Origin of the sequence: Desulfurobacterium sp., from assembly GCF_027028515.1 — a bacterium.
GTDB lineage: Bacteria > Aquificota > Aquificia > Desulfurobacteriales > Desulfurobacteriaceae > Desulfurobacterium_A.
On record NZ_JALVIW010000008.1, the window covers coordinates 44741 to 71575 of the forward strand.

Here is a 26835-nt window from a genome sequence, read left to right on the forward strand (position 1 = left end):
AGACTCCTGATTTCGTTTAAACAGGAATGTATTCCGGCTTAAAAGTAGTGTCAACCTTGTTGAGAAGTTGACTTTGGAAGCTTTTATTTTTTATACTTAACGAATAGTGAATCACGGTTCAATGGAGAGGGATATGAAATTGAAAAGATTTGTGCCGTTTCTGATTTTGATGGTTGTTTTTACAGTGTCATGTTCTCCTTTTCAGAAGGCAGAAAAGAATGTTTACGTTAGCGGTAGGATAGAAGGAGATGAGATAGACGTTGGAACAAAAGTACCCGGAAGGGTGGCAAGGGTTTTTGTTCATGAAGGTGATGATGTTGAGAAGGGTGAGACGCTTGCGGTTCTTGATTCTAAAGCTGTTCTTGCAAAGGTTGCCCAGGCTGAGGCTGCTCTAAAAGCTGCAGAAAAGGCAGCTCAGGCAAAAGAGGAAGAGGTAAAGGTTTACAAAAAACGTCTTAACGCCCTTATCGATAAGAGGAAATCTCTGAAAAAACAGTTGGATTTCCAGCTTAAAATAGCCCGGGAAAAGAAAGATATTGCAGTCAGAGATGTTTCTTTAGCTGAAGAGGCGTTGAAGAAGGCTAAGGCTGTTTATGAGAGGGCTAAAGCTGATTATGAAAGGTTCAAAAAACTCTATGAGAAGAAAATAATTCCCCGTTCTGGGTTTGATAAGGCTGAGATGGCTTTTAAGGTTTCTATGGCAGATTTTGAGAGTGCAAAAGAAAACCTTGCAAAGGCTGAAAAGGCTGTAAAGATAGCTCAAGCCGGTATTGAAATTGTGAAGAGCAAGTATAACGATATCTCTTCTCTTGAAAATGAGATTAAAGCACTTGAAGCTACTGTGAGAGCGAAGGAAAAGGAATATCTTGCCTTTCTTGATAGGGTGAATCAGGCAGAAGCAGTTGTTGAGGAGGCAAAAGCCCACCTATCTGATACTGTGATAAAAGCGCCTGTTAATGGAACTGTCACTGTAAAGTACGTTAACGTTGGTGAAGTTGTTCCTGCAGGATTTCGTCTTTTTTCAATAGTCAACATGGATGAACTTTACCTTAAAGGTTTTATTCCCGAAAAACAGGTTGGACTTATACACCTGAAACAGCCAGCTTATGTTGAGGTTGATGCTTACCCGAACAGAAAGTTTCCTGCGTATGTAAGTTACGTTGCGCAGAAAGCGGAATTCACACCTAAAGAGGTCCAGACAAAAGAAGAAAGGGTAAAGGAAGTGTTTGGTGTTAAGCTTAAACTGAAGTCAAATCCAGGCCATGTTCTAAAGCCCGGTATGCCTGCTGACGGATACATAGAGATTGAACGATGAATGTTGTTGAAGTTAAGGATTTAAAGAAGACCTACAATAAGGGAAAGACTTTAGCTGTTGATGGTATCTCTTTCACAGTTAGAAAACAGGATATTTACATATTTGTTGGTCCTGACGGTGCCGGCAAATCTTCAACGCTGAAAGTTATTGCCGGTGTTCTTGAGTATGATGAAGGTGAAGTCAGGCTGTTTGGCAGGGATATAAAAAGGGAAAGTGTTGTTGAAAGGTTAAAAGATAAAATAGCTTTTATGCCTCAAGGCTTAGGATTAAACCTTTACCACACTCTATCTGTTGAGGAAAACATAGACTTTTTTGCTGACCTTCACGATATTCCAGAAGATGTCAGGGAAAAGCGAAAGGAGCTTCTCTTAAAGACGACAGGACTTTTACCATTTAAAGATAGGGAAGCTGGAAAGCTGTCAGGTGGTATGATGCAGAAACTTGGAATCTGTTGCAGCCTTATTCACACGCCGGAAATTATCATCCTTGATGAACCAACAACCGGTGTTGACCCTGTCTCAAGACGGGAACTGTGGAAACTTATCTACAACTTTGTGAAAAACGAGGGGATAACCGCCGTAATTTCCACGTCTTACCTTGATGAGGCAGAAAGGAGCACTGTTCTTTCCATAATGAAAAGCGGAAAGATTATTGCCACTGCCACGCCGGAGGCATTGTTTGAAGAGCGGTTGACCGTTTTTGAGGCTGAAGGGAAGGAAGTTGAGAAGGCTTATGAAGTTGCCTGGAAGTTTTACAAGGTTCCGCGACTTAAAGGAAACGTTTTAAGGTTCGTTGCTGAAAGAGACCCTGTGGAGTTGGAGGGGCTGGATGTTACGGTAAAGCAGGTTGAACCGAGTGTTGAAGATGTTTTCCTTTTGAAAACAGGCCTTAAAAGGGTTAGTCTTAAACCGTTTTTTTCAGTTGATTTTCCCGTTCCGGAAGATGCTATAGTTGTTGAAAATGTAGTTAAAAAGTTCGGTAGTTTTACGGCTGTTGATAACGTCTCTTTTACGGTAAAAAGGGGTGAAATATTTGGATTGTTAGGACCTAATGGAGCAGGAAAAACGACGCTTATAAAAGTCATGACGGGGCTTTACAATCCCACTTCTGGTGTCTGTGAAATAGCCGGAATGAAGGGAGAGAGGATAAAATCGGTGATAGGATATATGTCTCAGAAATTTTCCCTTTATGCCGATTTAACCGTTTATGAGAACCTCTTTTTGTGGGGGAAGATATACAATCTTTCAACGGATGTTTTGAAAAAGAGAATAGAAGAGTCTCTTTTTCTTGTAGGACTTGAAAAGTACAGGGATACGATTGTGGAAGATCTTCCTTTGGGAATAAAGCAACGTTTGGCACTCATGTGTGCGGTGATTCATGGCCCTGCAGTTCTCTTTCTTGATGAACCAACATCAGGTGTAGATCCGGCAGAGAGAGATGCCTTCTGGCAAATAATACGCTTCCTTGCCAGAGAGATAGGCGTTACGATAATAGTTACAACTCACTATATGGATGAAGCTGAGTATTGTGACAGGATTCTTCTCATGAACAGAGGAAAAACGATTGCCTTTGGCACGCCTTCGGAACTTAAAAAGGAGACGCTTAAGAAGGTAGGGAAGCTTTACGAGATAAGGACGGAAAATCCTTTCATTGACGTTGATAAGCTGGTGAGCAGTGGTTTTAACGCAGTCCTTTATGGAAGAAGGATTCGGATATATTCCAGAGTATCTATATCTGCTGGAGACTTAGAGCGTGCCGGTGTTAAAGTTTTGCATATAAAAGAGGCGCCGATTTCAATGGAAGATGTGTTTGTCTATGCTGTGAGGAAGCATGAATCTGAGAAAAGTTAAAACAATTGTTGTTAAAGAATTTAAAGAGATGATAAAAGATAAAATAGGGGCACTTGTTATTTTTGTTGTGCCCATTTCGATGATGTTGATTTTCGGTTACGGAATGAGGCTTGATGTTGACAAGATTCCTTTTGTAGTTGTTGATTATGACCACTCTCAGTTGAGCAGAGAGCTTGTTTATAAACTTTCAGCCACGAAAGAGTACTTTCATTTTATCGGTGAAGTGAGTTCGGAGAAAGAGATAGACAGGTTAATACTTAACAACAGGGCGCGGTTCGGGATTGTTATTCCTCCGGATTTTGAGAAAGATATAAAAAGTGGCAAGAATAAAAAGGTTTTCATCATTGTTGATGGTACGTTTCCCTACAGGGGTGAAATGGCAAAAAGTTATGTCGTTGCCGTTATTAACCAGATGAACCTTGATAGAATATCAAAACTTACAGGTGCTGCCCTTCCTCTAAAACTGAAAATTCGCTACTGGTTTAATGAAAATTTGAAGCAGGAATATCTGATGGCTTCCGGGACAATGGCAGTTATTCTATTTATGTCACCTGCCGTTATGGCTTCCCTCCTTATAGCAAAGGAGAAAGAGAAGGGTTCAATCTACAACATTTATACCTCTTCAATAACGAAAGTGGAATTTCTGTTGGGAAAGCAGCTTTATACGGTGATAGTTTCCTCTGTAAACTTTTTAATAATCTTTCTCATGACACTTCTTGTTTTTAAGGTTCCTTTTAAAGGGAATCTTTTATTTTTTGTTTTAGCATCCGTTCTCTTCATGTTTGTTTCAACTGCTTTTGGCCTTTTACTTTCTACGTTTTTAAACACCCAGGTTTCTGCTTTTGTAGGTTCTATAATACTCACTGTCGTCCCTTCTATTCTGTACTCTGGTTATCTAACACCAATAAGTGCAATGAACAAGAACGGTCTTTTTATGGTTCATATTATTCCTACTTATTATTACATGAAAATTTTAAAGTCGTGTTTTTTCAAAAATGCAGGAATTGTTCCTCTTCTTCCGCACGTTGCAGCGCTTGCTGGATTTTACATTCTTTTCTTTGCGCTTAATGTTAAGTTTTTCAGTAAGAGGGAAAAATGAAAGAATTTTTTGGCAGATTTTCAACGCTTATCTATAAAGAACTTCTTCAGTTTGTTAGGAGTAAAGGGCTTGTTATCTTTGCGATTTATGCTTTTACACTTGATATCTACTTTGCTGCTACCGGTATAAGTCTTACTCTAAGGAATGCAAAATTTTTTGTTCAGGATTACGATATGACGCCTGTCTCAAGAGAGTACGTTTACAGGTTTCATAAACCTTATTTCAACTTTCAGGGATACGTGCTTGGTGACAGGCAACTTGAAGATAAACTGTTAGAAGATAAAGCAATTGCAGTTATTAAAATTCCTGACCATTTTGAGAGGGACTTTAAAGAGGGAAAGGCGGAGATAGGAATGATAATCAATGGTGCTGAGATAGTTGCAAGTTATCTTTTTTCAGCGTATGCAGCACAGATTACCTACAACTTTATACTTGACCATTTCCCATTTAGGAAAGGATTGGGCCTTATAGAGCCAGATTCAAGGCTCTACTTTAATCAGAATGCTTCAAGTAAAGACTTTATGGGAATCTCTGAGCTTTTGACAGTTGTTACGCTCTTTCTGCTTATCCTTCCATCTTCAGCAATAATAAGAGAGAAGGAGCGGGGTAACATAGAAATGCTCATAGTTTCGCCTGTTCACAACTACACTTTCATGCTTGCAAAAGTTGTTGCTATGTCAGTAGTTATTCTTTTGTGCACTATAGCTTCTATACTTTTCATGGTTGAAGGTGTACTTGGTGTCGTTGTAAAAGGAAATCTATTTGATTTTGCAATATTTACTCTCGTTTTTGTCTTTGCCGCTTCTGGACTTTCCATGTTTATAGCGGCAATTTCCGAAAATATGCTCCAGGTTTCCCAGCTATCTATATTGATTCTTGTACCTATTCTGTACCTTTCAGGTTCCTGGACGCCAATAGAGGCTATGCCAAAAGTTCTTCAATATCTTGCGTATCTATCGCCTTTAAAGTATTATATAGATGGCGCTTTTGGAATTTTGATAAAAGGTCTTCCTTTAACTGCGGTAATTTCTGATCTTGTAGGTCTTCTTGTTCTTGGTTCTATTGTCTTTTTCGCGGGGAGTTACTTTCTATCAAGGAAAGTTTAGGAATATGGCTTTCTATAGTGTAAAATTCTACAAAACAACTTCAGGAGGCAGAAGATGGATGTGAAAAAAATCCCACCTGGCAAGAATGTTCCAGAAGATATCTATGCGGTAATTGAGATTCCCCAGGGTTCAAACATTAAGTATGAGGTTGACAAGGAAAGTGGTACAGTTTTTGTTGACAGGTTCCTTTTCACCCCAATGTTTTATCCTGCAAATTACGGATTTGTTCCCAACACGCTTGCAGACGATGGTGATCCGATAGATGTTTTAGTTATATCAAGAGCACCAGTTGTTCCAGGAAGTGTTATAAGATGTAGGCCTATCGGCGTTTTAATAATGGAAGATGAGAGCGGTCAGGATGAAAAAATACTTGCCGTTCCTGTAGATAAGTTAGATCTTAAGTATAAAGCTGTAAAAGAAATAACAGATCTTCCAGAGGCTGTTCTAAATGAAATTAAGCACTTCTTTGAACACTACAAAGATCTTGAACCTGGAAAGTGGGTAAAACTGAAAGAGTACAAAGGTTCTGAGGAGGCCAAAGCACTTATTATTAAAGCTGTTGAAAACTATAAAGGTTAAATTTCCGATACGGGGAAGATGCCAGGCGTCTTCCCTTTCTCTTTCTTTTTCCCTTCCAAATTTTAAAAAAATTCATAATTTATATCTTATACTTACTCCTGTTGATAAAATAAAAGCAGGGAGGATCTATCCTTATGGTGAACAGATACGTTGAAGAGCTTGATGAACTAAAAAGGGATTTTATTGAAATTTCAGATATGGCGAGAAGGATTATTTCTGAAGCCATGGAAGCTTTGATAGAAAGGGATGCAGAGAAAGCTCGTTCAACTTATGAGTACGATAAACTGATTGATCTTAAAGAGCTTGAAATTGAAGAAAAGTGTGTGAGAATTTTTGCCCTTTATCAGCCTGAAGCTTCTGACTTAAGGTTTGTTGTTTCAATATTGAAAAGTATTGGTGATCTTGAAAGGGTAGGTGATCTTGCAAGAGACATATGTGAGATAGCAATTTATCTTTCCGAGTATCCACCTATAAAGCCGTACGTTGACCTTCCAAGAATGGCAATAATAGTTAAGGAGATGCTTAAAGATGCCATCCTGTCTATTTTGAAAGGCGATATAGAGATGGCTAAAGAGGTTATTGAAAAGGATGATATAGTTGATAGTTTTTATGCAAGGATTACAGACGAACTTATAGAAATTGTTGAGAGCGATCCGAAGACTGCTCATATAGCGCTAAGGCTTATTCTTGTTACCCGTTCTTTAGAAAGGGTTGGTGACCATGCTACAAACATTGCTGAGTATGCTGTTTACATGAAGACGGGAGAAATAATCAAACATCAGAAGGCTTTAAAATGGCTTAAAGAACAAGAGGAGAAAGAAAATGACGGAGGCAAAGGGTATAGCTGAGTCCAACAGAATCATAGCTAATTCTCTGTCGAAAGCTTACCTTCAGTGGTATTATTTACAGACGATTAAAAGCCTTGCAAACGGTCCCAATAATACATTTATAATAACGCCGTACGATAAAAACCTTGTTCCTCTTTTGAACCTTAACAAAAAATGATAAGTGTGGAGAATCCGTTAGAGTTTTTTAGATACGGGGTTTTCATTAAAGCTCTAATAGGTTCCGTTCTTTCCGGTTTTCTCTGTTCTCTTGTTGGAGTTTATGTTTTTTTGCGAAATATGTCTTTCATAGGTGCAGGTCTTGCCCATATAGCATTTGCCGGAATAGCTTTTGGCCTTCTTATCGGTAATTTTCCTCTACTGTGGGGATTTATATTCGCATTTATGGCTTCTTCTGCAATTTGGTTTTTAAGCTATAAAGGGCGATTGACATTTGATGCTACAATAGGGGTTCTCTTTGCAACAAGCATGGGACTTGCCGTTCTCTTTTTAGGCATTTCTGGAAAATATAGGTCTGAAGCCCTTTCATACCTATTTGGAAGTCCGCTGATGGTGGAAAGTTCCGATGTCTGGATACTTGCTTTGACGGCAATTGTTATAACTGTTTTAACGGTTCTATTTTATAAAGAACTCTATTTGACGGTGTTTAGTGAAGAAATAGCTAAAGCTTCCGGTGTTCCTGTTGAAGTTATTACTTTTGCTGCTACCAGTTTTATAACTATTGCTGTTGTTGGAGCCATGAAGGCAGTCGGTGCCCTTTTAGTTTTTTCCCTTCTCGTGATGCCTCCTGCGGCTGCTTATGAAATAGTTAACAGTTTTAAAGAAATGATAGTTCTTTCAGTTGTTTTTGGTTTATTTTCGGCGTTTTCAGGGATGTTTTTTTCTCTTATGTTTAATGTTCCTTCCGGTTCTACAATTACTCTTGTCTCTTTCGCGATATTTCTGTTATCATATATAAAAAGAAGGAGGTTCTAAATTTTATGAACAAAAAAGTTAAAGTTCTTGTTGCGGGACCTTTTGATTCAGGAAAAACTACATTTATAAAAACTGCGAATAGGGAGTGTTACGATGGTGTGGAAGTTCCCAATTTTGATCCTGTTGAAATAAAAGAATTATCTGGAACGACAACCGTTGGGCTTGATATATCTCATATAAATCTTAATGGAATTGATTTTATTCTTGTGGGCCTTCCGGGGCAAAAGCGGTTTTCCTTTTTATGGGACACTCTCGGAAACGATTATGATGCCATTTTAATTCTACACTCTGCTGAGCTTCCTCTTTCAGAAACAGAGTTTTATGTGAGCTTTTTTTCTAAAACCCCTTCCTGGAGGAGAGCAAAAAAGTTAATAATTCTTACAAAAAGGGATTTAAATCCAGGATTTGATGCAGTTAAGCTTTCTGAATTTGGCTTACCTGTTCTTTCCTGTGATCCGCGAAATAAAGAGGATGTTTACAATGTTCTAATGTTCCTTTACAATACAATTAGATATTCCTTAAATAAGGGAAAGAAGTAGGGGGATATCCCCCTAAAATTAAATCCACTTTGCAACGTCTTTTGCGAAGTAGGTAAGGATAATATCGGCACCTGCTCTTTTCATTGATAAAAGTGTTTCAAGAACAACCCTTTTTTCATCTATCCAGCCGTTTGCGGCAGCCGCTTTTATCATTGAATATTCGCCGCTAACGTTGTACGCTGCAGTTGGATACTTAAAATTCTCCTTCACAGCTCTGATAACGTCCATGTATGATAGTGCTGGTTTAACCATAACAATGTCAGCACCTTCTTCAATGTCGAGGGCTACTTCCCTTAAAGCTTCATTTATGTTGGCAGGATCCATCTGGTAACTTCTTCTATCCCCGAAGGATGGAGCAGATTCGGCAGCATCTCTGAAAGGTCCGTAGTATGCAGAAGCGTACTTTGCCGCGTACGACATTATCGGTATGTCTGTGAATCCAGCTTCGTCAAGTCCTTCTCTTATTGCTTTTATCATTCCATCCATCATGCCTGATGGAGCTACCATGTCAGCACCGGCCTTGGCGTGGGATACCACCTGCTTTTTGAGAAGCTCAAGGGTTTTATCGTTGTCAACGTCACAGACATTTCCATTGCACTTAAGGTATCCACAGTGACCGTGAGATGTGTACTCACAGAAACAGACGTCGGTAATTACGTACATATCGGGAACAGCTTCTTTAATAGCTCTTATGGAACGTTGAATTATTCCGTTGTCTGAAAAGCTATCGGAACCAAATTCATCTTTATGTTCGGGGATGCCAAACAGAATAATCGCTGGAATACCTAATTCTTTTACCTCTTTTACCTCTTCCACAACTTTATCAATTGAGTATCTAAACTGTCCAGGCATTGACTTGATTTCTTCCTTTATGCCTTCACCTTCAACGATAAATAGGGGATAGATAAGGTCGTCAACGCTTAAATGAGTTTCTCTTACCATTCTTCTGATATTTTCATTCTTTCTTAGCCTTCTTAACCTCAGCTGAGGAAATTTTCCCGTTATCATTTTTTCCCTCCATATTCTATTATCGTGTTGATTATACCGTTTAATGTGTATTCTTCCGGTATTTTCCAGACTTTAAAGTTAGCCTTTTCTATGGCATTAGCTGTTACATGTCCTATGGGAATGATTTTAGATCTTGAAAGGGCTTTTTCTCCTTTGTCTTCTGAAAGTTTTAGAAAACTTTTAAATGTTGAGGGGCTGGTAAATGTGAATATATCAATTCCTTTTTCAATCTCTCTAATGAGATCTTCCTTAACTTCTTCGTTCACTATGGTTTCGTATGCGATAATTTCTTTAACTTCATTTCCTGTCTGTTTCAAAAATTCAGAGAAAACCTTTCTGGCCACTTTTGGTTTTATCAGTAAAAATTTCTTCCCTTTTATTTCCATTGTCTTTACCAGTTCTACAAGTCCTTCACCACTAAAGGTTTGAGGAACTAATGGTTCTATTCCTTCACTTTTAAGAAGTTTTGCGGTCGATTTTCCAACTGCTATTACACGAGCAGTTTTCAGATAATCTATTGGAATTTTTGAAAGAAAATGTTTAACACCGTTTTTGCTTGAAAAAACTACAAAGTCAGGCTGGAAATTTTCTATTTCTTCAACCGAAAATGGAAGTGGGACGGTTTTGATAAGAGGGATAGCTATCGCAACTATCCCTTCATCATTAAGTTTGTCAATTTGTTCAGACGAAAGTTTTGAGGGAAAGAAAACCCTCATTTTTCTTCCTCTTTAAGACTCTCTAATATCTCTTTCCCGCCGCGGCTTAAAAGTCGCCGGGCTATGGCTCTTCCTGTCTCTTCGGGCTTTTCCTTTGGGAAAAGTCCTTCCTCTTTAAGGAATGTAGTACCGTCAAGGCTTGCGATGAATGCTCTTACATATATCCCATCTTCTTTTACTTCTGCGTAGCATCCCATGGGAACCTGGCAACCACCTTCAACCATTTTAAGAAATGACCGTTCAATGGCTGCAGCAAGTTCACTTTTTTCGTCGTTAATGACGTCTCTTATGATTTTTTCAATTTCAGGGTCGTTTTCTCTTCCCTCTATTCCTAAAATACCCTGAGAGACGGAAGGAATCATTACGTCAGGTGAAAGGATTTCGTCTATTTCATTATCAAATCCCAACCTTTTAACGCCGGCAGCAGCAAGTATTATAGCGTCGTACTGCCCTTCTTTAAGTTTTCTTATCCTTGTATCTACGTTTCCGCGGAGGTCTTCTATCTGAAGATCAGGTCTTAAACGTTTAAGTTGAGCCTTTCTCCTTAAGGAGCTTGTTCCAACCTTTGCACCTTCAGGTAGTGTTTTGAACGTGAATCTACCGTTTGATAAGAAAGCGTCTCTTGGATCTTCTCTGTGAGAAAATGCTATTAATTTTAAACCTTCTGGAAGTACGCTTGGAACGTCTTTTAAACTGTGAACAGCTATATCAACTTCACCTTTCAACATCGCATCTTCTATTTCTTTCGTAAAAAGCCCTTTGTCACCAATCTTCGCAAGGGGTGCGTCAAGAATTTTATCCCCTTTTGTCACAATTTTTACAAGTTCGACTTCTATCTCTGGATATTTCTTCTGTACCTGTGCTTTTACCCACTCCGATTGCCACAAGGCAAGCTTGCTCTTTCTCGTTCCTATCCTGATTTTCAATTGGTTCCTCCGCAAATTTACTCTTTTGTAAGACCGAATATCTCTCTAAATACTTTTATATAGGTTTTTTCGTCGGGTGCTTTTTGTCTGAATGTTGTTATAGGAGTGTGTAGCAGTTTGTTTATTATTATCTGTGTTAGATAATCTACCTGTTCTTTCTGCTCTTCAGTAAGGTTCATCTTAGGTAATCTCTTTTCCAGTTCTTCTTTTCTTATCTTTTCTGCCTTTTGTTTAAGTTCCGCTATAAGTGGGGCAACTTCGTGTTCCTTAAGCCAATGGACAAATCGGTGGACACATCCTTCTATTATCTCTTCTGCTTCTTTTGCGGCCCTTTTTCTCTCTTCAAGGTTTGCTTCAACAACTTCTTTTAAATTGTCTATGTCAAAGAGATAGACATTTTCAATTCTGTCTATTGCTGGATCTATATCTCTTGGAACTGCAATGTCTATCAGGAATAGCGGTTTTCCACTTCGTCTGTTTTTCACTTTTTCTATCATCTCTTTGGTAATTACGTAACCGGGTGCGCCAGTTGAACTTATTACAATGTCAGATGCTGTAAGGACGGATTCTATATCTTCAAGTTTAAAAGCTTTTCCACCAAACTCTTCTGCTAATTTTTCTGCTTTTTCAAGTGTTCTGTTGACGACAAATACCTTGTTTACACCAGTAGTTATTAGATGTTTAACGGCAAGCTCTGCCATTTCACCTGCACCAATTATGGCGACGTTTTTATCTGAGAGGTATCCGAATATCTTTTTGGCAAGTTCAACGGCAGCGAAGCTTATAGATACGGCATTCCTTGCTATACCTGTTTCTGTTCTAACCTTCTTTGAAACTTTAAGAGCAGTTTCACAGAATCTATTAATAACGACACCAGCTGTTCCCATTTCTCTTGCTTTTGCGAAAGCATCTTTGAACTGTCCGATGATTTGGGGTTCGCCTATCACCATTGAGTCCAGACTTGAGGCCACTCTGAAGCCGTGCCTTACTGCTTCTTCCTGACTTTTGAAGTAGAGAAATTTGTTAAGTTCGTCTTCTGTTAATCCACTCAACTTTGAGAGAAACGTTTTTACAGAAACAAACGGGTTGTCATTCCTTGAAACAAAGTAAAACTCTACTCTGTTGCACGTAGATAAAATCATACATTCATCAACAGGTGGAAGAGAGTTTAATTCAAGAATTGCACCTTCAAGTTTTTCGTCTTTGAGGGCAAACTTTTCTCTTATTTCTACCGGTGCTGTTTTGTGGTTTATACCGGTTACGCATATTTTCAGGTCACCCATTTAATAACCCCATAGTCAAAAAGAGTGAACTCCTTTAAATAGCAAATTAATACCGATAAAGTCTATCACAATAAGAATTGTTCCTGCAATGGAAAGGTAGCATAGCTTCTTTCCGTGCCATTTCCCACTTATGTAAAGGTGAAGTATTGCCGCATAGATGAACCATGTTATTAGTGTAGCTACCTGTTTGGGATGCCAGCTCCAGTAAGTTCCGAATAGTTTCTGAGACCAGATTGCACCTGTAAACATAGAGAGTGTTATAAACGTGAATCCGAAACTTATGCTTTTGTAGATTATGTTTTCAAGAAGTCTTAGTGACGGGACTTTGTGGTAAAAGACCGAAAACTTTTTCTTTTTCAGCTGGTATTCAAGTATAAGATAAAGTATTGAAACTATTGTTGAAAATAGGAAAGCAGCATATCCCAAGAAGGCGCTTACTATGTGGACTGTTCCAACTGTGCCAAGAGGGAAAACATTTTTGGGAATTCCCTTTGAAAAGAGAGAAACACCCATAAAAAGAGTTGCCCACGGCGTCAGAAATATTCCTGATACGTGTAAACGGTACTTTGTAGAAAAGTAGAGAAAAATCGAAATTACAGATATTGCAAGGAGGGCAAAGGCCCCTTTTGGGGTAAACAGAACACTGCTTCCTTTTTCTATTATAAGAAGGATAATAAATAATCCATTCGTTAAAAAACCTATTCTGCTTGCGTAAAGTCCTACTATCGCAACTTTATCTTTTCTCGTTGTGAGGAAGAGGAAGTAGTGAAATGTCGATAGCAGATAGAGTATAAGGGTTGTTAGTCCTACGCTCTGTATGTTCATAGTCCCGGGTCCGCTTTCAGTTTTTCCTTCCTGTAATCAGGATAAAATTCCAGAAGTAATTTTACCAGTTTTTCAGCCTCTATCTGTCCCGGTGCTACAGGTTTCCCAAAAAACGTGTAAGTTAAGAGAGAGCCAAAATAGAACCCATCAACTCTTGAGATAGCACCTTTGTCACCCATAAGCATAAAAATTTTCGGGATGTCTAAAGATTTCATTGTGCATAACGTATCTGCCACATCCTTTAAAGTGTTTGCTTTAAAAGCACACTTTACGATATCTCCACCAATTTCTTTTGCTTTTTCTACAATCTGCTTTATTTCCCGTGTTTGGGGGGTTTTTTCAAAGTCGTGGTATGAGATAATAATTTTTTTGCGGAGACCTTTGACAAATGTTATTACTCTTTTAATAATCATTTCTGCCCGTAGCTCTACATCTACCGCTACTACAATGGGATGTTCTGCCACTTCCTTTATTATTCCGAGTCTTTCCTCTTCAGTTCCCGAAAACTTTCCATCTTCCCATACCGGCCTAACGGTGGCAACTGCATAAAAACCAAAGTCACCTATTGTGTCAAGAAATTTCTTTATGCTTGCCCTATCTATGCTTTTTATTAAATCTATGCGGGCTTCTATCAGGTCTATCTTGAGTTCCCGCGCTTTGAAAAGCTTTTCCTCTGTATTTTTATCATCTGTTGCAAGTATGACTCTGGGAATTTTTCCAAGCTCAACAGTCCCAAGTAGCATTTCTTTACCTGTGCCTGTAAATTTTCACTTCAACATCCTGAACTGTTACCAGCCCTTCTTCAAGGAAAGTATCTATAAATGATATGAAGTCTTCTATTTTTTTCTCTTCATCGATTATCTCTATGATTAGGGGAAGGTTAAAAGATAGGGCAAGCACGCTAATTGTATGTATTTCAGAATGAGAGCCAATGCCAGCTGCAGCTTTAATAACGGTTGCACCGGCCAGACCTCTCTCTTTTACGGATTTCAGAATATATTTCCATAGAGGTTCACCGTTGTATTTATCTTCACTATCTATAAATATTCTGAGTAATTTCTCTTTCTTCATCCGATACCTCCTTAATACTCTCTTGTAACACGAAGAACCTCTTCAGGTGTTGTGTCGCCTTTTGCGATTTTTATTCTACCAATATCTCTCAACGTTCTCATTCCCTCAAGGATAGCAATCTGACGGATATCGTCGCTGGTTTTCCCTTTCAATATGGCGTCTCTGACTTTATGGGACATTTCAAGAACTTCGTAAAATCCAACTCTTCCCTTATAACCAGTACCGTTACAGTAGTCACAACCTTTCCCTCTGTATGTTTTTATCGTAGCTGCTTCTTCTTTTGAAAAACCTACTTCCATTAAGACTTCAATAGGATATTTGTAGGGTTCTTTGCATTTAGGGCAAATTCTCCTTGCAAGCCTCTGGGCTATTACAAGAAGGACTGATGATGAAACCAGGAACGGTTCTATTCCCATATCTAACAATCTTGTCACAGTGCTTGGTGCATCGTTTGTGTGAAGTGTTGAAAGTACAAGGTGACCGGTAAGAGCTGATTCAATGGCTATCTGAGCTGTCTCTTTGTCTCTTATCTCACCAACCATGATAATGTCAGGGTCCTGTCTTAGAAACGCTCTCAGTACTCTCGCAAAATCAAGCCCTATTTCGTGTTTTATCTGAACCTGATTGATTCCGTAAAGGTTATATTCTACCGGGTCTTCAGCTGTCATTATGTTAACTTCTGGTGTGTTAACCGTTAGAAGGGAGGAATATAGCGTTGTTGTTTTACCGGAGCCTGTAGGTCCGGTAACAAGAACCATACCGTAAGGTGCTTTAATTGCCTTCATGAGGAGTTTATATTCTCTTTCCTCAAGCCCCAATTTTGACAGGTCAAGTTGAAGGTTTCCTTTGTCGAGAATCCTGAGAACAATTTTCTCACCGAATACCGTTGGAAGAGTTGAAACCCTGAAATCTATTTTTCTGCCTTTATACTTAACTGACATTCTGCCGTCTTGTGGAAGTCTTTTTTCGGCAATATCAAGATTGCTTAAGACTTTAAAACGTGCTGATACGGCATCTTTAATTTCCGGGGAATACTTTCCTACAACGTGCAGGACTCCGTCAATCCTGTATCTTATTCTTAGTTCCTTCTCAAACGGTTCAATATGAATATCACTGGCACCTCTTTTGAGAGCTTCAAGGACTATAGCGTTAACGAGCTTAACAATGGGTGCTTGAGTTGCAAGTTGTTTCAGGTTGTCAAGAGAAACAACATTTTCTTTGACAGGTGTTTCTTCTAAATCTTCTATTTCTGCTGATTCCTTTTCTGTTAAAAGTTCCTGGCGCAGTTTTGAGAAGAAATCCTCCTCTATCTTTCCATAGACTTCTTCAAGTTTATGTTTAATTCTAAAGGGTAAGGCCACGTAAGGTTCTATTTTGAAGCCTGTTGAGAATCTTAATCGTTCTATTGTCTGCAGGTCGGATGGATCTGCCATAGCAAGCTTTAGGTTTGGACCTATTCTACCGATGGGAAGGAGCATGTTTTTTTCGGCAGTACTCTGGGGAATTATCTTTACAATATCCTCATCTAAACTAATTTCTCTTAAGTCAACAGATGGAACACCGTAAACCTGAGATAAGATTTGGAGGAGAGTTTCCTCCTTTATGAGGTTGTTCTTTATAAGGCCTTCAAAAAAATCCTCATTTGTTTTCTTTATCTTTTCGAGTTTTTCTAAGGGGATCCCAAGCTCAACAAGCTTTTTTTCTATCTGGCGCAGGATTGCTTTATCCATATCCAAAGACTCCTTAATCCTTAGTAGCAGCCTCTTTTAATTTGTGTAATAAATCAGCAGGACTTCTAACAGGCAATTCTATCACATCAATCAGGTCTTCGGCATAGCTGTCTTTTATTTTAATACCTTTCAGTTTTTCTTTTAGAACCTGTCTATCCTCTATAGGGAATGACAATCCCTTTATTACTGTTAAAACTTCTACAGGCCAGACGACGCCAAAAAGTTGGGAAAGATAAGTTTTGCATACAGAGACAACAAAAGGCACGTTGTCTCTTCCCTCTTTAACTTCTCTATAAGCTAATTTTGCAAGGCCTCCAGCTGTATGGACTTTGATATCTTTGCTTTCTAACTCGCCTTCCAGCTTTTTAAGAACCAGATCTGGATCTGCAGAAAGCATATTCCTGACTGTCTGTTTTGTTATTCCTATAAATTCGGCTATTTCATCTTCTGTTTTCATTCCCTCTTCTTTTAGTACAACTGCGTAACACGCCTCCATCAGGCTGGGGACCCATGTGAGATTTCTGTATTCAAATAATTTCTTGGGTCCTCCGATAATTTCCAGTGCTTTGAGGAATACGCGGAGGGCAAGTGTGTCATAATCCTTCTCTTGAGGTTTTATTTCTAATACCATCTTCCACCTCCCGTCAGGTTTGAGAAATTTTTTCTACTGATTTAAAATTATGGTCGCTCTCAGGAAGTTGCGTAATTTATCTCCACTTTTATTTTATATAATTTCGTAGAAGCCTTTGTTAAATCAATCATAGTTTTAGGAGATAGGATATGAAGAGGAGAGTTGTCGTTACAGGTGTAGGCGTGGTATCACCTGCTGGAAGTGATGTTGATACATTCTGGAGCAATCTTACAGCGGGAAAGTCCTGTATAACAAAGATTACGAAGTTTGATGCTTCTGATTTTCCCGTTCAGATTGCTGGTGAGGTTAAGGATTTTGATCCCCTTAAGTACTTTGATAAGAAAGATGTGAGAAAGACTGATGAGTTTATCCAGTATGCAGTTGCAGCCTCTGTTCAGGCTATAGAGATGTCAAAACTTGACCTTGATTCAATTGATCTTGAAAGGGCAGGTGTTCTCATAGGTTCAGGTATAGGTGGAATCGGGACAATAGAAAAACAGCACGAAATTTTAATGAAAAAGGGACCAAAAAGAATCTCACCGTTTTTTGTTCCTATGGAAATTATAAATATGGCTTCAGGATTTGTTTCTATAAGATTTGGTTTCAAAGGTCCTAACATTTCAGTTGTAACCGCGTGCGCAACGGGAACTCATGCTATTGGTGAAGCTTTCAGGACAATTCAGTATGGCGATGCTGACATTATGATTGCAGGTGGTACAGAAAGTGCTATAACACCTTTAAGTGTTGCTGGGTTTGCAGCTGCAAGAGCTCTTTCAACGAGAAACGATGAGCCAGAAAAAGCAAGCCGTCCCTTTGATAAAAACAGAGACGGTTTTGTAATGGGTGAAGGTTGCGGAATTCTCATATTAGAAGAATATGAGCATGCAATTAAAAGGGGAGCACCTATCCTTGCGGAAGTTGCAGGTTATGGGACGAGTGGCGATGCTTACCACATAACAGCTCCTGCCCCTAATGGTGAAGGTGCCGCAAGAGCTATTAGGAATGCAATTAACGATGCAGGTATTAAACCTGAAGACATTGATTATATCAATGCTCATGGAACATCTACGAAATTTAATGACATGTATGAGACGATGGCCATAAAGTCTGTCTTTGGTGATTACGCGTATAAGGTTAAGATAAGCAGTATTAAATCCATGATAGGGCATCTCCTTGGAGCTGCCGGCGGTGTTGAGTGTGTTGCCTCAGTTCTTACATTAAAAACGGGGATTATCCCGCCGACGATAAATTACGAAGAACCTGATCCGGAATGTGATCTTTACTACGTACCAAATAAGGCTGAGAAGGCAGATGTAAAGTATGTTCTCAAAAGCAACTTTGGTTTTGGCGGCACAAATGCATGTCTTGTAATAAAGAAATATGAGGAAGGATAGAACGTTGAGTTTTTTCCTTGAAAAGGTAAAACAGCTTGAAGAGAGAATAGGATATCACTTTAAAAACAGGGAGCTCCTTATGCGGGCTCTCACACATACTTCTTACGCTTTTGAGAAAAAAGATGAAATTGAAAATTACGAGGTTCTTGAATTTTTGGGCGATTCGGTTATTGGTCTTATAGTTAGTGAAAAGTTAATTGAAAGATTTCCTAAAAAAAGTGAGGGTGAACTTTCGCAGATAAGAGCTTTTCTGGTTAGCGAGCCTTCTCTTGCAAAACTTGCAAGGACAGTTAATCTGGGTTCTTTTATTCTTTTAGGAAGGGGTGAACTTAAGTCCGGTGGTAAGGAAAAGGAGTCTATTCTCTGCGACGTTTTTGAATCGCTCTTTGGTGCTATTTACCTTGATTCAAACTTTGAAACTGCTAAAACTGTCTTTTGCAATGTTTTCTTAAGCAAAATGTGGGAAATATTAGAAAACACGAAAACCTACAAAGATTATAAAAGTTATCTTCAGGAAATTACACAGAGGGATTTTAAAACAATTCCGGAATACAGGGTTGTGAAAGAAGAAGGGCCTGAGCATTCCAAAGAATTTACCGTTGAATGTATAGTAAATGAGATAAAAACGGTTTCTAAGGGGAAATCTAAAAAAGAGGCAGAACAGTCGGCTGCTGAAAAAATGCTCGAGAAGTTGGGGATTTTATGAGGGAGTATAACCGTTTTCTTCTTCTATCTTCCTCACCAAGGAGAAGGCAGATTCTTTCGATGGTAGGGATTCCTTTCAGGGTTTACTCGTCGTTTAATATTCGTGAAAACTTGACAGGTGCTCCTGAAGTAACAGCGGTAGAAAATGCTGTTTTGAAAGTTATGGCTGGAAGCTCTTTGCAGAAGAGTGACGAAATAGCTTTAGCTGCAGATACAATCGTTGTTATCGACGGTGAGATATTAGGAAAACCTTCAAACAGAATCGAGGCTGCGGAGTTCTTAAGTTTACTTTCTGGTAGAAAACACAGCGTTATTACAGGATTTGCTTTGAAACTGCCTGAGGGAGATCTAATTAAGGGTTTTGAAAAAACAGAGGTTGTTTTTAAACCTCTTACCGGAGAAGAGATAGATTGGTATATTGAAACTGGCGAGCCGGATGATAAGGCTGGCGCTTATGGGATTCAAGGGTATGGGGCGATTTTTATAAAAAAGATAAATGGGGATTTCTTCAATGTAATGGGCTTACCTATTGCTAAAATTTATGATATTCTATTAAACATCGGTATAGATATTAAAAAGATGGTGGGTAGATGATTATGGATGCAGGAATAATGACAACGCTTGTGGCAGGGGTATTCGGTGCATTAGGTATGGTTATAGGATTTGTTATAGGTAGAATGTCATCTTCGAAGCCGGTTCAGGATTACACGCCCATTTTAAGAGGGCTGGAATCTACCGTGAAATCTTTGCAGGACGAGGTAGTGGATTTAACAAAGAAGATATCTCTGTCCACAGAGGAAATTTTGGAAAAGTATAAAGAACAAATAGAAGCGATAATTAGTCAGTTAGAGGATCTTAAAACACATATTGGTGCATCAGGAATATCTATTAAGAGTGCTGAAACTATTGATTCCGTTATTAATCAGTTGAAAGAATCTCTCAATGCGTCTTTACCTTCAGTAAATCTTGATGATCAGGTAATAATGAAAATAAAAGATAAAATAGACATAATAAGAGCAGAAGTAGAGTCTATTAAACTTTCCATGGAAGAAGCCAAGAAAAAAGAAGAAAAAACGGCAGTGCCGTTTATAGATACCGATAAAATCAAAGAAGCTATAAACATGGCAAGAGAGATAAACGAAGAGGCAGTTAAAGGCGATCTCATAAGCCTTATGTATGCTTTTAAAGAGGACGATAAAAAAGATCTTCTCAAGAGTATAGATGAAATAGCTCTTAATTCAAAGCAACTGGTTTTAATTCTTGAAGACCTCATTAAATCGGTAAAAGAGAGGAAAACAAAATGAAGGTTCTCTACGCAGATGCTAAAAAGACGTGGCATACGCTTATGGAAAAGGTTCTGGCACCAAGAGGTGTTGAGTTAATTCATGCTGAAACCTTAAAAGAAGTTTTAAATAAAGTAAATACAGAAAAGCCAGAAGTGGCAATAATAAATGTTGCTCTTAAAAATGGTAAGGCTTATGATGTAATTCCAGATATTCTATCGGCCGGTATTCCTGTAGTTTTTATAGGTCTTAAAAGTGAGGGTTTTGACGAAGAAAAAGCAAAGGAAATGGGCGTTAAGTTTGTGCTTCCCAAGCCTTTCACAGTTGACGATTTATTTAGACTTGTCAATGAAGCAAGGCTTGAAAAACCAAAGATGGAAGTGAAAGCTGAAAAGTCAGAGATAGCTCTTACCGGCGGTAAGAAGGAGCATCCGGAAGAAATAGAGATAACGCCAGCTGAAGAGGTAATGGAGATACAGCCAGTTGAGAAAAATGTTCTTCATATAGGTGGTGAAGAAACGGAACTTGGGTCTATAACGTTAGAGCCTGAATCTTCAGAAGAGACTATAGCTATTCAGCCAATAGAGAGTGATATATCTCTTGAAGAAAAAGGGGAAAAAACACCTGTTTTAGAAGAAGAACCTTCTGAAAAAGAAAAACTTGCTCAGGCATTTGGTGTTTCTAAATTTAAAGAACCTGAGAAAGTACCTCAAGAAGTGGAAAAAGAAATGGAAGAGAAAACTGCAGAGGAGGTTCAAAAGTCGGTTGAAGAGGAACATTCAGAAACTTCGCTTGTAGAAAAGGTAGAACTGCAGCAACCTGTTGTTTCTGAAGCGGGAGTTTCGCCTGCTGAAAAGATAAACATTGAAGACCTGAAAAAACAGTTAAAAGAAGAATTAGCGGAAGAATTCAAAAAAGAGGCAGAAGAAATCATAAAATCTATTGCTTGGGAAGTTATTCCCGATATGGCAGAGAAGGTTATAAGAGAAGAGATAGAAAAATTCATAAGAAGCAGGTTAGTGTAACCTCATGTTAAGAATAGGTATAGGTTACGATGTTCACAAATTAGTTGAGGGAAGGCCTCTCATAATAGGTGGCGTAGAAATTCCTCACGAGAAGGGTTTATTAGGCCATTCGGATGCAGACGTTCTTCTCCATGCAATCTGTGATGCACTTCTTGGTGCAGCAGCCCTTGGTGATATCGGTAAGTTGTTTCCCGATACAGATGAAAGTTACAAGGACATAAGTAGCCTTATTCTACTTCAGGAAACGGTTAAAGAACTTTTTTCAAGAGGTTATAGAGTCGTTAATATAGATTCTGTTGTTATCGCTCAAAAGCCAAAGTTGGCACCTTACATTAATGATATGAGAGAAAAGATAGCCTCAGCTGTCGAAGTTCCTGTGAATTGTGTTTCGGTTAAGGCCACAACCACTGAAAAACTTGGTTTTGAAGGGAGAGAAGAAGGAATAGCCGCTCAGGCCGTAGTTCTTATAGAAGGAGGTGAAGGTTGAGTCAAGAACTTGATATTTTTCAGATTGCGGAAATACTTCCTCACAGATATCCTTTTTTACTTGTGGATAAAATTATTGAGTTTGAGCCGAAGAAGAAAATTGTCGGTATAAAAAACGTTACCATTAACGAGCCATTTTTTGTGGGTCACTTTCCGGGGCATCCAATAATGCCGGGTGTTCTTATTATCGAGGCAATGGCTCAGGTTGGTGGTATTCTCATGCTTAAATCGTTTGAAATGAAAGCAGGTGAAGTTGTTATCTACTTTATGGGTGTGGATAAGGCGAGATTCCGGAGGCCGGTTAGACCTGGAGACCAGTTGAGGCTTGTTCTTGAACCTATAATATTGAAGCCGAGCGTTTCAAAGATGAAAGGAATTGCTTATGTTGATGACAGGGTTGCGGCAGAAGCTGAAATTATGGCATCGGTGGTGAAAAAATGAGCGTAAAAATACATGAACTTGCAGTTGTTGAAAAAGGTGCAGAACTTGATGAAGATGTTGTGATAGGTCCATTTTCTTACATTGGCAGGGAAGTAAAGATAGGAAAAGGAACAGTTGTAAAACAGGGAGCTGTTATTGAGGGTAAAACGACAATAGGTGAGAATTGTACTATCTACTCTGCCACAATAGGTGTTCCGCCGCAGGATTTAAAGTATAAAGGAGAACCTTCTGAGGTTGTGATTGGTAATAGAACAGTTATCAGGGAGTATGTAACCATTCATAGAGGAACAGAAGGTGGTGGAATGGTTACTGAAGTCGGTGACGATTGCCTTATAATGGCCTATTCCCATATTGCTCACGATTGTAAACTTGGAAATCACGTTATCCTTGCCAATGTTGCTACACTTGCAGGCCATGTGAAAGTAGATGATTACGCCATAATTGGTGGAATGACCGGCGTTCATCAGTTCGTGAGAATCGGTAAACATGTAATGATAGGTGGTGCTTCAGCGCTTGGAAGGGACGTTCCACCTTTTACTGTTGCAATTGGGAATAGAGCAAAGCTTGAAGGAATAAACATTATAGGTCTCAAGAGACGGGGTTTTAAAAGGGAAACTATAAGAGCGCTGACAACGGCCTTTGAAATGCTCTTTAAAACAGACGAACCTTTAAAAGTTGCTATAGAAAAGGTGAGAGAAGAATTTGGCGATATTCCTGAAATAGAAGAGATGTTAAGGTTTATGGAATCAAGTAAAAGAGGTATATGTACAGCCTGAGTCTAAGGAGAGGTGCTATGGAGTTTGAAGCGGTAATAGGACTTGAGGTTCATGCTCAACTTTTAACGGAGACAAAAATTTTCTGTTCATGTAAAAACAGGTTTGGTGATCCGCCAAATACAAATGTTTGCCCGGTCTGCCTCGGGATGCCAGGTTCACTGCCTGTGCTAAATAAAAAAGCTGTTGAATTTGCGGTGAAAGCTGCGTTAGCACTCAACTGTAAGATTAATGGTTATTCAGTTTTTGCACGGAAGCACTACTTCTATCCAGACCTGCCAAAAGCCTATCAGATTACACAGTATGAGCTTCCTTTTGCCGAGCACGGCTGGATAGAGATAGAGAGACCTGACGGGGCGAAGAAAAAGATACGCATTCGCAGAATACACATGGAAGAAGATGCAGGCAAAACCATTCACGGTGAGGGCTTTGATCAGAATTCTTACGTTGATTTAAATAGGGCAGGTACGCCACTTATAGAAATAGTAAGTGAGCCGGATATATCAACACCTGAAGAGGCAAGACTTTACATGCAGAAGTTAAGAGACATTTTGGTATGGATAGGTGTTAATGACGGAAACCTTGAAGAAGGCTCTTTAAGGTGTGACGCTAATGTTTCTATACGTCCTAAAGGGAGCGACAGGCTTGGTACAAGGACGGAGATAAAAAACGTTAACTCCTTTAGATTTATCCAAAAAGCTCTTGAGTATGAGATTGAGAGACAGATTGCCCTTGTTAAAAGTGGTGGTGAAGTTGTTCAGGAAACAAGACTTTACGACTCACAAAAGGGAATTACAAAGACAATGAGAACAAAGGAAGAGGCGGAGGATTACAGATACTTCCCGGAACCAGACCTTCCCCCTCTCATAATAGATTCTCAATGGCTTGATTCAATCAAATCTTCCCTTCCGGAACTTCCTGATGAGACAAAAGAGAGATTCGTTTCAGAATTCGGGATAACCTCTTACGACGCTTCCATTCTTACGAGAGAAAGGGCGCTTGCTGAATTTTTTGAAAAGGCGGCTAACTCTTACAACGGAGAAGCAAAGAAAGTAGCAAACATAATTATTTCTGACTTTTTGGGTGTTTTAAACGAGGAAAAGATCGATATATCCGGTACATCTGTTAAGCCTGAACACATTGCAGAACTTTTATCTCTTGTTGACAAAGGAACGATTTCTCTCAGGGTTGCCAAAGAAGATGTTCTTCCTGAGATGGTTAGAACCGGTAAGCAGCCGTCTAAAATTGTGGAAGAAAAGGGGCTTGTCCAGATTTCAGATGAAGGTGCTTTAAAGCAGATAATCGTTGAAGTTTTGAATAAGAACGAAAAGGCAGTTAAACAGTATAAAGAGGGCGATGATAAGAAAAAGACAAAAGCTGTTAAGTTTCTTATTGGTCAGGTTATGAGAGAAACCAGAGGTAAGGCGAATCCTAAGCTTCTTAATGAGCTTATTCCTGAGGTTCTTGATGAATTGGAATAGTTTAGTTTGGCCCTTCTTTAAGGAGGGTCTTTTTCAGTTCTTCTGCCTCTTTTGAAAGTGAAGGGATGGGAGAGAGGTCGATTACTATGTCTAAAAAATCGGCTGCTTCCTTTAGAAATTTACGGTTTTCAACTGCATATTTGCAGAAATCGAGAAGAGATTGAAATGCCTCGTAGTCAAGACCTCTTTTGACAAGTGCATGAAATAGAATCCTGTACAGCGCAGGATGTTTGACGTAATAAGTGACTTTTTTAAGGTATCCTATAACCGTATCGTAGAAGCCTTCTTCAAGCAAGGTTTGTGAGGTTTCTATGGCTGTATCGATTGCCCTGTTAACGTTACCTAAATTGTAGTAGATATCAAAGAGTAACATCTTAAGCTGTTTGTTATAGGGTTCCTGTTTTAATACTTCCGTTAGCTTTTTGAGAGCTTCCGGATATTTCTCCTCTAAGATAAGTTGCATTATCTCTAATTTTGGATCAGACCTTGAAACCATACCCTTTCCACATATTTTAAGATGTAAAAATTGTACAGGATTATTTGAGAGAGAGAAAGTGAGTACGGTCAAAGAAATTGACATTGAACAGGCAGTAGACAGGGGATTCACCTTTGTTGATGTTAGAACACCGGAAGAATTTGAAGAGTTCCACATTCCCCGTGCTTATAACGTGCCACTTTTTACATCTGAAGAGAAGAGAATCGTTTCTGAAGTTTACAGGGAAAAAGGTGAAAAAGAGGCGAGGCTCAAAGCTGTTGAAATTGTATCACCAAAGATTCCTTCCATTGTCTCTTCCATAGCAGAGATTAAAAAAAGACATGAGAATATTGTGATCTACTGCTGGAGAGGTGGGCTTAGGAGCCTTGCAGTGGCAACATTTTGTAACCTTGCAGGTGTATTTGTCTTCAGATTAAAAGGTGGATACAGGGCTTTTAGACAGTTTATTCTTAGAGATATGGAGAAAGTTCTTGAGAATAAAAGGCTCTACGTTATTTACGGTCCTACCGGTTGTGCTAAAACCTGCGTTTTGAGAAATCTTATAAGACAGGGATTTCCAGCAATTGACCTTGAGGGGCTTGCCGGTCATAGAGGTTCCGTTTTTGGAAATATAGGTCTTAAACAGCCTTCTCAAAAGATGTTTGATGCTCTTCTTTGGGCGAAACTCAGGAAGTTGAAGGATGAAAAGTTTATTATCGTTGAAGGTGAAAGCAAGAGAATAGGGAGACTTTTTGTTCCTGAGCCATTCTGGCGAAAGATGGAAACGGGTATAAAAGTGATGGTTGAGCTTCCCCTTTCAGTTAGAGTTGAATATTCCATGAAAGATTACTGTGTTGGAAAGTATCCACCGGAAGTTTATCTAAAGCCTTTAGGAAAGATAAAGAAATACCTTTCGCCAGAAGTATATAAAAAAATAGAAACGGCCATTTTAAAGGGAAAATACAGGGAAGCTGTGGAGCTTCTTATGGTGTATTATTACGATAAGCTTTACAAACGTTCAATGCCAGAAAGCTGCGATATTAAAGTGGCAGCTGGTTCGGTAAAAGAGCTTGAAGATAAAGTTGTCAATCTTTTGCTGTATCAAGGTACTCTTGAAGAATAACTGCTGCAGCAACATCATCTTTTTCTTTTCGATTTTTAAGCGTTTCAATGTTTTCTGCCGTTACGGTTGAGAGGGATTCGTCATGGAACACGATTTCCACATCAATATCAGTTTTTTTCAGATAGCTGGAAAGTTTCTCGGTAAATTTTTCTATCTTTTCTGCTATTTTAGTTTTTTCACCGGTAGCTGAAAGTGGAAGACCAACGACAATTGTTGATATTCCCAACTTCCGTATGAGCTCTTCTATTTCTTTGAACGTTTCAAGATTTGTTTTCCTGAATATAATTTTTTCTGGTTTTGCAATCACTCCGGAAAGACTTACCGCTACACCTATCTTTTTAAATCCCACATCAAGGGCCAGATACCGCCTCGTTCCTTGCTTTTCCTTCTTTCGCTGTCCCATTTGTGATTACACCTTCTTTCCTGTATTTTAACCTTTGATATTCTTCTTGTATCTGTTTTTCGATCTCTTTCCTTTCTTTGGCAACCTGTATGTAGATTTCAACACGTCTGTTACGTGCTCTTAAGATGGGATTGTTCCACACGTAAAGAGGGCGGGTATTTCCATATCCAACTGCAGTCAGGCGATCAGGGGAGATTCCCTTTGATATGAGATATCTTACCACCGTTGTGGCTCTTCTTAAAGAGAGGTCCCAGGCATCTTTTATTCCTGGAATCTTCTTTTCTGGAGCATTAATGTCTGTGAATCCCTCAACGCGGATAGTGTAATTTCCACCAAGCTTCTTAATGGTCTCAGCTATCTGGTCAAGTGTTTTTTTCGCCTGTGGAGTAAGTTCTATGGAATCTTTTTTAAAGAGAATTCTATTGAAAAGTCTCAACATTACGTACTGTTTTGTGACGACTATCTGGTAACCTGATATCGGCAGGAGTCTGGCTAAAATGCGACCAAACTTCCTCGCAAGATCTTTTGTGTAGAGCTTGATAGGTTTGACTACTGAGAATTTCCTGAAGTATTTTGCTCTCTCTCCCTGGAAGTAAGATAAAAACTTGGCTGCTTTTGAAACGTCAAGGCTACTCATAGAGTAAAGGAGAATAAAGAACGTAAGCAGCAGTGACATGAGGTCACTGAAGCTTGTAAGCCACGCTGGAAAGCTTTTACATTCCTCTTTCTTCTTTCTCACCTTTACTCC

Annotated in this window: 31 protein-coding genes; 19 read left to right on the forward strand and 12 right to left on the reverse strand. The window is 39.0% G+C overall.

The genetic code is table 11. From position 1 onward, the window contains the following. The first annotated feature begins 133 nt into the window (after nucleotides 1–133). The 9 genes from MV676_RS00685 to MV676_RS00725 all read left to right on the forward strand — a co-directional run bounded on the left by MV676_RS00685 (nucleotide 134) and on the right by MV676_RS00725 (nucleotide 8308). Nucleotides 134–1315 carry an HlyD family secretion protein gene (locus MV676_RS00685; RefSeq protein WP_297444355.1) on the forward strand — a complete coding sequence of 394 codons (1182 nt, stop codon included), beginning with the start codon at nucleotides 134–136 and terminating at the stop codon, nucleotides 1313–1315. After that, the gene (locus MV676_RS00690; RefSeq protein WP_297444357.1) at nucleotides 1312–3165 is read left to right on the forward strand and encodes an ATP-binding cassette domain-containing protein; all 1854 of its coding nucleotides are present in this window, start codon (nucleotides 1312–1314) and stop codon (nucleotides 3163–3165) included. The genes MV676_RS00685 and MV676_RS00690 overlap by 4 nt, the downstream gene beginning before the upstream one ends. Beyond that, nucleotides 3146–4264 carry an ABC transporter permease gene (locus MV676_RS00695; RefSeq protein WP_297444359.1) on the forward strand — a complete coding sequence of 373 codons (1119 nt, stop codon included), beginning with the start codon at nucleotides 3146–3148 and terminating at the stop codon, nucleotides 4262–4264. Before MV676_RS00690 ends, MV676_RS00695 begins: the two co-directional genes overlap by 20 nt. Continuing rightward, nucleotides 4261–5370 carry an ABC transporter permease gene (locus MV676_RS00700; protein ID WP_297444360.1) on the forward strand — a complete coding sequence of 370 codons (1110 nt, stop codon included), beginning with the start codon at nucleotides 4261–4263 and terminating at the stop codon, nucleotides 5368–5370. Before MV676_RS00695 ends, MV676_RS00700 begins: the two co-directional genes overlap by 4 nt. 54 nt (nucleotides 5371–5424) lie before the next feature. Continuing rightward, the gene (gene ppa / locus MV676_RS00705) at nucleotides 5425–5949 is read left to right on the forward strand and encodes an inorganic diphosphatase (protein WP_297444362.1); all 525 of its coding nucleotides are present in this window, start codon (nucleotides 5425–5427) and stop codon (nucleotides 5947–5949) included. Between the two features lie 134 nt (nucleotides 5950–6083). Then, entirely contained in the window at nucleotides 6084–6797 is a 714-nt protein-coding gene (gene phoU / locus MV676_RS00710; protein WP_297444364.1) for a phosphate signaling complex protein PhoU, read from the forward strand. After that, a complete protein-coding gene (locus tag MV676_RS00715) occupies nucleotides 6772–6954 on the forward strand; it encodes a hypothetical protein (RefSeq protein WP_297444366.1) in 183 nt (60 codons plus the stop codon). Before phoU ends, MV676_RS00715 begins: the two co-directional genes overlap by 26 nt. Nucleotides 6955–6959: 5 nt before the next feature. After that, nucleotides 6960–7769, forward strand: coding sequence for a metal ABC transporter permease (locus MV676_RS00720; RefSeq protein WP_297444368.1), 810 nt, complete (start codon nucleotides 6960–6962; stop codon nucleotides 7767–7769). Nucleotides 7770–7774: 5 nt separating this feature from the next. Then, nucleotides 7775–8308, forward strand: a complete 534-nt coding sequence (locus tag MV676_RS00725; RefSeq protein ID WP_297444370.1) for a hypothetical protein — start codon at nucleotides 7775–7777, stop codon at nucleotides 8306–8308. Between the two features lie 18 nt (nucleotides 8309–8326). Here the strand turns inward: MV676_RS00725 and hemB are convergent, their stop codons facing one another. The 9 genes from hemB to MV676_RS00770 are packed head-to-tail and all read right to left on the reverse strand — an operon-like array spanning nucleotide 8327 to nucleotide 16498. Continuing rightward, nucleotides 8327–9316 (reverse strand): porphobilinogen synthase, encoded by a 990-nt coding sequence (gene hemB / locus MV676_RS00730; RefSeq protein ID WP_022846577.1) that lies wholly within the window; start codon nucleotides 9314–9316, stop codon nucleotides 8327–8329. Continuing rightward, on the reverse strand, nucleotides 9313–10032 hold the full coding sequence (locus tag MV676_RS00735) for a uroporphyrinogen-III synthase (RefSeq protein WP_297444374.1): 720 nt from the start codon (nucleotides 10030–10032) through the stop codon (nucleotides 9313–9315). The genes hemB and MV676_RS00735 overlap by 4 nt, the downstream gene beginning before the upstream one ends. Then, a complete protein-coding gene (gene hemC / locus MV676_RS00740) occupies nucleotides 10029–10973 on the reverse strand; it encodes a hydroxymethylbilane synthase (RefSeq protein WP_343214946.1) in 945 nt (314 codons plus the stop codon). The genes MV676_RS00735 and hemC overlap by 4 nt, the downstream gene beginning before the upstream one ends. Nucleotides 10974–10975: 2 nt before the next feature. Continuing rightward, complete coding sequence (gene hemA, locus MV676_RS00745; RefSeq protein WP_297444378.1) at nucleotides 10976–12241, reverse strand: glutamyl-tRNA reductase; 1266 nt, start codon at nucleotides 12239–12241, stop codon at nucleotides 10976–10978. A gap of 15 nt (nucleotides 12242–12256) precedes the next feature. Next, on the reverse strand, nucleotides 12257–13066 hold the full coding sequence (gene ccsA / locus MV676_RS00750; protein ID WP_022846581.1) for a cytochrome c biogenesis protein CcsA: 810 nt from the start codon (nucleotides 13064–13066) through the stop codon (nucleotides 12257–12259). Continuing rightward, nucleotides 13063–13809, reverse strand: a complete 747-nt coding sequence (gene aroD / locus MV676_RS00755; protein ID WP_297444381.1) for a type I 3-dehydroquinate dehydratase — start codon at nucleotides 13807–13809, stop codon at nucleotides 13063–13065. Before aroD ends, ccsA begins: the two co-directional genes overlap by 4 nt. A 4-nt stretch (nucleotides 13810–13813) precedes the next feature. Beyond that, entirely contained in the window at nucleotides 13814–14137 is a 324-nt protein-coding gene (locus MV676_RS00760) for a DUF190 domain-containing protein (protein WP_297444383.1), read from the reverse strand. 11 nt (nucleotides 14138–14148) lie between these two features. Beyond that, a complete protein-coding gene (gene pilB, locus MV676_RS00765; protein ID WP_297444385.1) occupies nucleotides 14149–15867 on the reverse strand; it encodes a type IV-A pilus assembly ATPase PilB in 1719 nt (572 codons plus the stop codon). 13 nt (nucleotides 15868–15880) lie between these two features. Then, the gene (locus MV676_RS00770) at nucleotides 15881–16498 is read right to left on the reverse strand and encodes a bacterio-opsin activator HTH domain-containing protein (protein ID WP_022846585.1); all 618 of its coding nucleotides are present in this window, start codon (nucleotides 16496–16498) and stop codon (nucleotides 15881–15883) included. Between the two features lie 149 nt (nucleotides 16499–16647). Between MV676_RS00770 and fabF the strand changes: the two genes are divergently transcribed. The 9 genes from fabF to gatB are packed head-to-tail and all read left to right on the forward strand — an operon-like array spanning nucleotide 16648 to nucleotide 24086. Continuing rightward, nucleotides 16648–17892 carry a beta-ketoacyl-ACP synthase II gene (gene fabF / locus MV676_RS00775; protein ID WP_297444388.1) on the forward strand — a complete coding sequence of 415 codons (1245 nt, stop codon included), beginning with the start codon at nucleotides 16648–16650 and terminating at the stop codon, nucleotides 17890–17892. Between the two features lie 4 nt (nucleotides 17893–17896). Next, complete coding sequence (rnc, locus tag MV676_RS00780) at nucleotides 17897–18598, forward strand: ribonuclease III (RefSeq protein WP_297444390.1); 702 nt, start codon at nucleotides 17897–17899, stop codon at nucleotides 18596–18598. Continuing rightward, nucleotides 18595–19191 (forward strand): Maf family protein, encoded by a 597-nt coding sequence (locus tag MV676_RS00785; protein ID WP_297444392.1) that lies wholly within the window; start codon nucleotides 18595–18597, stop codon nucleotides 19189–19191. Before rnc ends, MV676_RS00785 begins: the two co-directional genes overlap by 4 nt. Continuing rightward, nucleotides 19188–19901, forward strand: a complete 714-nt coding sequence (locus MV676_RS00790) for a hypothetical protein (protein ID WP_297444394.1) — start codon at nucleotides 19188–19190, stop codon at nucleotides 19899–19901. The genes MV676_RS00785 and MV676_RS00790 overlap by 4 nt, the downstream gene beginning before the upstream one ends. Beyond that, on the forward strand, nucleotides 19898–20905 hold the full coding sequence (locus MV676_RS00795) for a response regulator (RefSeq protein WP_297444396.1): 1008 nt from the start codon (nucleotides 19898–19900) through the stop codon (nucleotides 20903–20905). The genes MV676_RS00790 and MV676_RS00795 overlap by 4 nt, the downstream gene beginning before the upstream one ends. A 4-nt stretch (nucleotides 20906–20909) precedes the next feature. Beyond that, the gene (gene ispF, locus MV676_RS00800; protein WP_022846591.1) at nucleotides 20910–21392 is read left to right on the forward strand and encodes a 2-C-methyl-D-erythritol 2,4-cyclodiphosphate synthase; all 483 of its coding nucleotides are present in this window, start codon (nucleotides 20910–20912) and stop codon (nucleotides 21390–21392) included. Then, nucleotides 21389–21832, forward strand: a complete 444-nt coding sequence (gene fabZ / locus MV676_RS00805) for a 3-hydroxyacyl-ACP dehydratase FabZ (RefSeq protein WP_022846592.1) — start codon at nucleotides 21389–21391, stop codon at nucleotides 21830–21832. Before ispF ends, fabZ begins: the two co-directional genes overlap by 4 nt. Beyond that, nucleotides 21829–22608: an acyl-ACP--UDP-N-acetylglucosamine O-acyltransferase gene (lpxA, locus tag MV676_RS00810; protein ID WP_297444400.1), complete on the forward strand. Its 780-nt coding sequence runs from the start codon at nucleotides 21829–21831 to the stop codon at nucleotides 22606–22608. The genes fabZ and lpxA overlap by 4 nt, the downstream gene beginning before the upstream one ends. A gap of 17 nt (nucleotides 22609–22625) precedes the next feature. Next, nucleotides 22626–24086, forward strand: a complete 1461-nt coding sequence (gene gatB, locus MV676_RS00815; RefSeq protein WP_022846594.1) for an Asp-tRNA(Asn)/Glu-tRNA(Gln) amidotransferase subunit GatB — start codon at nucleotides 22626–22628, stop codon at nucleotides 24084–24086. A 1-nt stretch (nucleotide 24087) separates the two neighbouring features. On the opposite strand, the gene MV676_RS00820 is transcribed toward gatB, so the two are convergent. After that, nucleotides 24088–24582, reverse strand: coding sequence for a tetratricopeptide repeat protein (locus tag MV676_RS00820; protein ID WP_022846595.1), 495 nt, complete (start codon nucleotides 24580–24582; stop codon nucleotides 24088–24090). Nucleotides 24583–24640: 58 nt separating this feature from the next. On the opposite strand from MV676_RS00820, the gene mnmH reads away from it, so the two are divergent. Beyond that, on the forward strand, nucleotides 24641–25684 hold the full coding sequence (gene mnmH, locus MV676_RS00825) for a tRNA 2-selenouridine(34) synthase MnmH (protein ID WP_297444405.1): 1044 nt from the start codon (nucleotides 24641–24643) through the stop codon (nucleotides 25682–25684). Here the strand turns inward: mnmH and ruvX are convergent. Together ruvX and MV676_RS00835 are read right to left on the reverse strand one after the other, a co-directional pair. Continuing rightward, complete coding sequence (ruvX, locus tag MV676_RS00830) at nucleotides 25647–26087, reverse strand: Holliday junction resolvase RuvX (protein ID WP_022846597.1); 441 nt, start codon at nucleotides 26085–26087, stop codon at nucleotides 25647–25649. The two genes, mnmH and ruvX, sit on opposite strands and share 38 nt — an antisense overlap. Continuing rightward, complete coding sequence (locus MV676_RS00835) at nucleotides 26035–26826, reverse strand: flagellar motor protein MotB (protein ID WP_022846598.1); 792 nt, start codon at nucleotides 26824–26826, stop codon at nucleotides 26035–26037. The genes ruvX and MV676_RS00835 overlap by 53 nt, the downstream gene beginning before the upstream one ends. Between the last annotated feature and the right edge of the window lie 9 nt (nucleotides 26827–26835).

What these genes read in the sequence shown, in the direction of transcription:
- MV676_RS00685 (WP_297444355.1), top strand. Translation starts at nt 134, where the DNA reads ATGAAATTGAAAAGATTTGTGCCGTTTCTGATTTTGATGGTTGTTTTT.
- MV676_RS00690 (WP_297444357.1), top strand. Translation starts at nt 1,312, where the DNA reads ATGAATGTTGTTGAAGTTAAGGATTTAAAGAAGACCTACAATAAGGGA.
- MV676_RS00695 (WP_297444359.1), top strand. Translation starts at nt 3,146, where the DNA reads ATGAATCTGAGAAAAGTTAAAACAATTGTTGTTAAAGAATTTAAAGAG.
- MV676_RS00700 (WP_297444360.1), top strand. Translation starts at nt 4,261, where the DNA reads ATGAAAGAATTTTTTGGCAGATTTTCAACGCTTATCTATAAAGAACTT.
- ppa (WP_297444362.1), top strand. Translation starts at nt 5,425, where the DNA reads ATGGATGTGAAAAAAATCCCACCTGGCAAGAATGTTCCAGAAGATATC.
- phoU (WP_297444364.1), top strand. Translation starts at nt 6,084, where the DNA reads ATGGTGAACAGATACGTTGAAGAGCTTGATGAACTAAAAAGGGATTTT.
- MV676_RS00715 (WP_297444366.1), top strand. Translation starts at nt 6,772, where the DNA reads ATGACGGAGGCAAAGGGTATAGCTGAGTCCAACAGAATCATAGCTAAT.
- MV676_RS00725 (WP_297444370.1), top strand. Translation starts at nt 7,775, where the DNA reads ATGAACAAAAAAGTTAAAGTTCTTGTTGCGGGACCTTTTGATTCAGGA.
- hemB (WP_022846577.1), bottom strand. Translation starts at nt 9,316, where the DNA reads ATGATAACGGGAAAATTTCCTCAGCTGAGGTTAAGAAGGCTAAGAAAG.
- MV676_RS00735 (WP_297444374.1), bottom strand. Translation starts at nt 10,032, where the DNA reads ATGAGGGTTTTCTTTCCCTCAAAACTTTCGTCTGAACAAATTGACAAA.
- hemA (WP_297444378.1), bottom strand. Translation starts at nt 12,241, where the DNA reads ATGGGTGACCTGAAAATATGCGTAACCGGTATAAACCACAAAACAGCA.
- ccsA (WP_022846581.1), bottom strand. Translation starts at nt 13,066, where the DNA reads ATGAACATACAGAGCGTAGGACTAACAACCCTTATACTCTATCTGCTA.
- aroD (WP_297444381.1), bottom strand. Translation starts at nt 13,809, where the DNA reads ATGCTACTTGGGACTGTTGAGCTTGGAAAAATTCCCAGAGTCATACTT.
- MV676_RS00760 (WP_297444383.1), bottom strand. Translation starts at nt 14,137, where the DNA reads ATGAAGAAAGAGAAATTACTCAGAATATTTATAGATAGTGAAGATAAA.
- pilB (WP_297444385.1), bottom strand. Translation starts at nt 15,867, where the DNA reads ATGGATAAAGCAATCCTGCGCCAGATAGAAAAAAAGCTTGTTGAGCTT.
- MV676_RS00770 (WP_022846585.1), bottom strand. Translation starts at nt 16,498, where the DNA reads ATGGTATTAGAAATAAAACCTCAAGAGAAGGATTATGACACACTTGCC.
- fabF (WP_297444388.1), top strand. Translation starts at nt 16,648, where the DNA reads ATGAAGAGGAGAGTTGTCGTTACAGGTGTAGGCGTGGTATCACCTGCT.
- MV676_RS00785 (WP_297444392.1), top strand. Translation starts at nt 18,595, where the DNA reads ATGAGGGAGTATAACCGTTTTCTTCTTCTATCTTCCTCACCAAGGAGA.
- MV676_RS00790 (WP_297444394.1), top strand. Translation starts at nt 19,188, where the DNA reads ATGATTATGGATGCAGGAATAATGACAACGCTTGTGGCAGGGGTATTC.
- MV676_RS00795 (WP_297444396.1), top strand. Translation starts at nt 19,898, where the DNA reads ATGAAGGTTCTCTACGCAGATGCTAAAAAGACGTGGCATACGCTTATG.
- ispF (WP_022846591.1), top strand. Translation starts at nt 20,910, where the DNA reads ATGTTAAGAATAGGTATAGGTTACGATGTTCACAAATTAGTTGAGGGA.
- lpxA (WP_297444400.1), top strand. Translation starts at nt 21,829, where the DNA reads ATGAGCGTAAAAATACATGAACTTGCAGTTGTTGAAAAAGGTGCAGAA.
- gatB (WP_022846594.1), top strand. Translation starts at nt 22,626, where the DNA reads ATGGAGTTTGAAGCGGTAATAGGACTTGAGGTTCATGCTCAACTTTTA.
- MV676_RS00820 (WP_022846595.1), bottom strand. Translation starts at nt 24,582, where the DNA reads ATGGTTTCAAGGTCTGATCCAAAATTAGAGATAATGCAACTTATCTTA.
- ruvX (WP_022846597.1), bottom strand. Translation starts at nt 26,087, where the DNA reads ATGGGACAGCGAAAGAAGGAAAAGCAAGGAACGAGGCGGTATCTGGCC.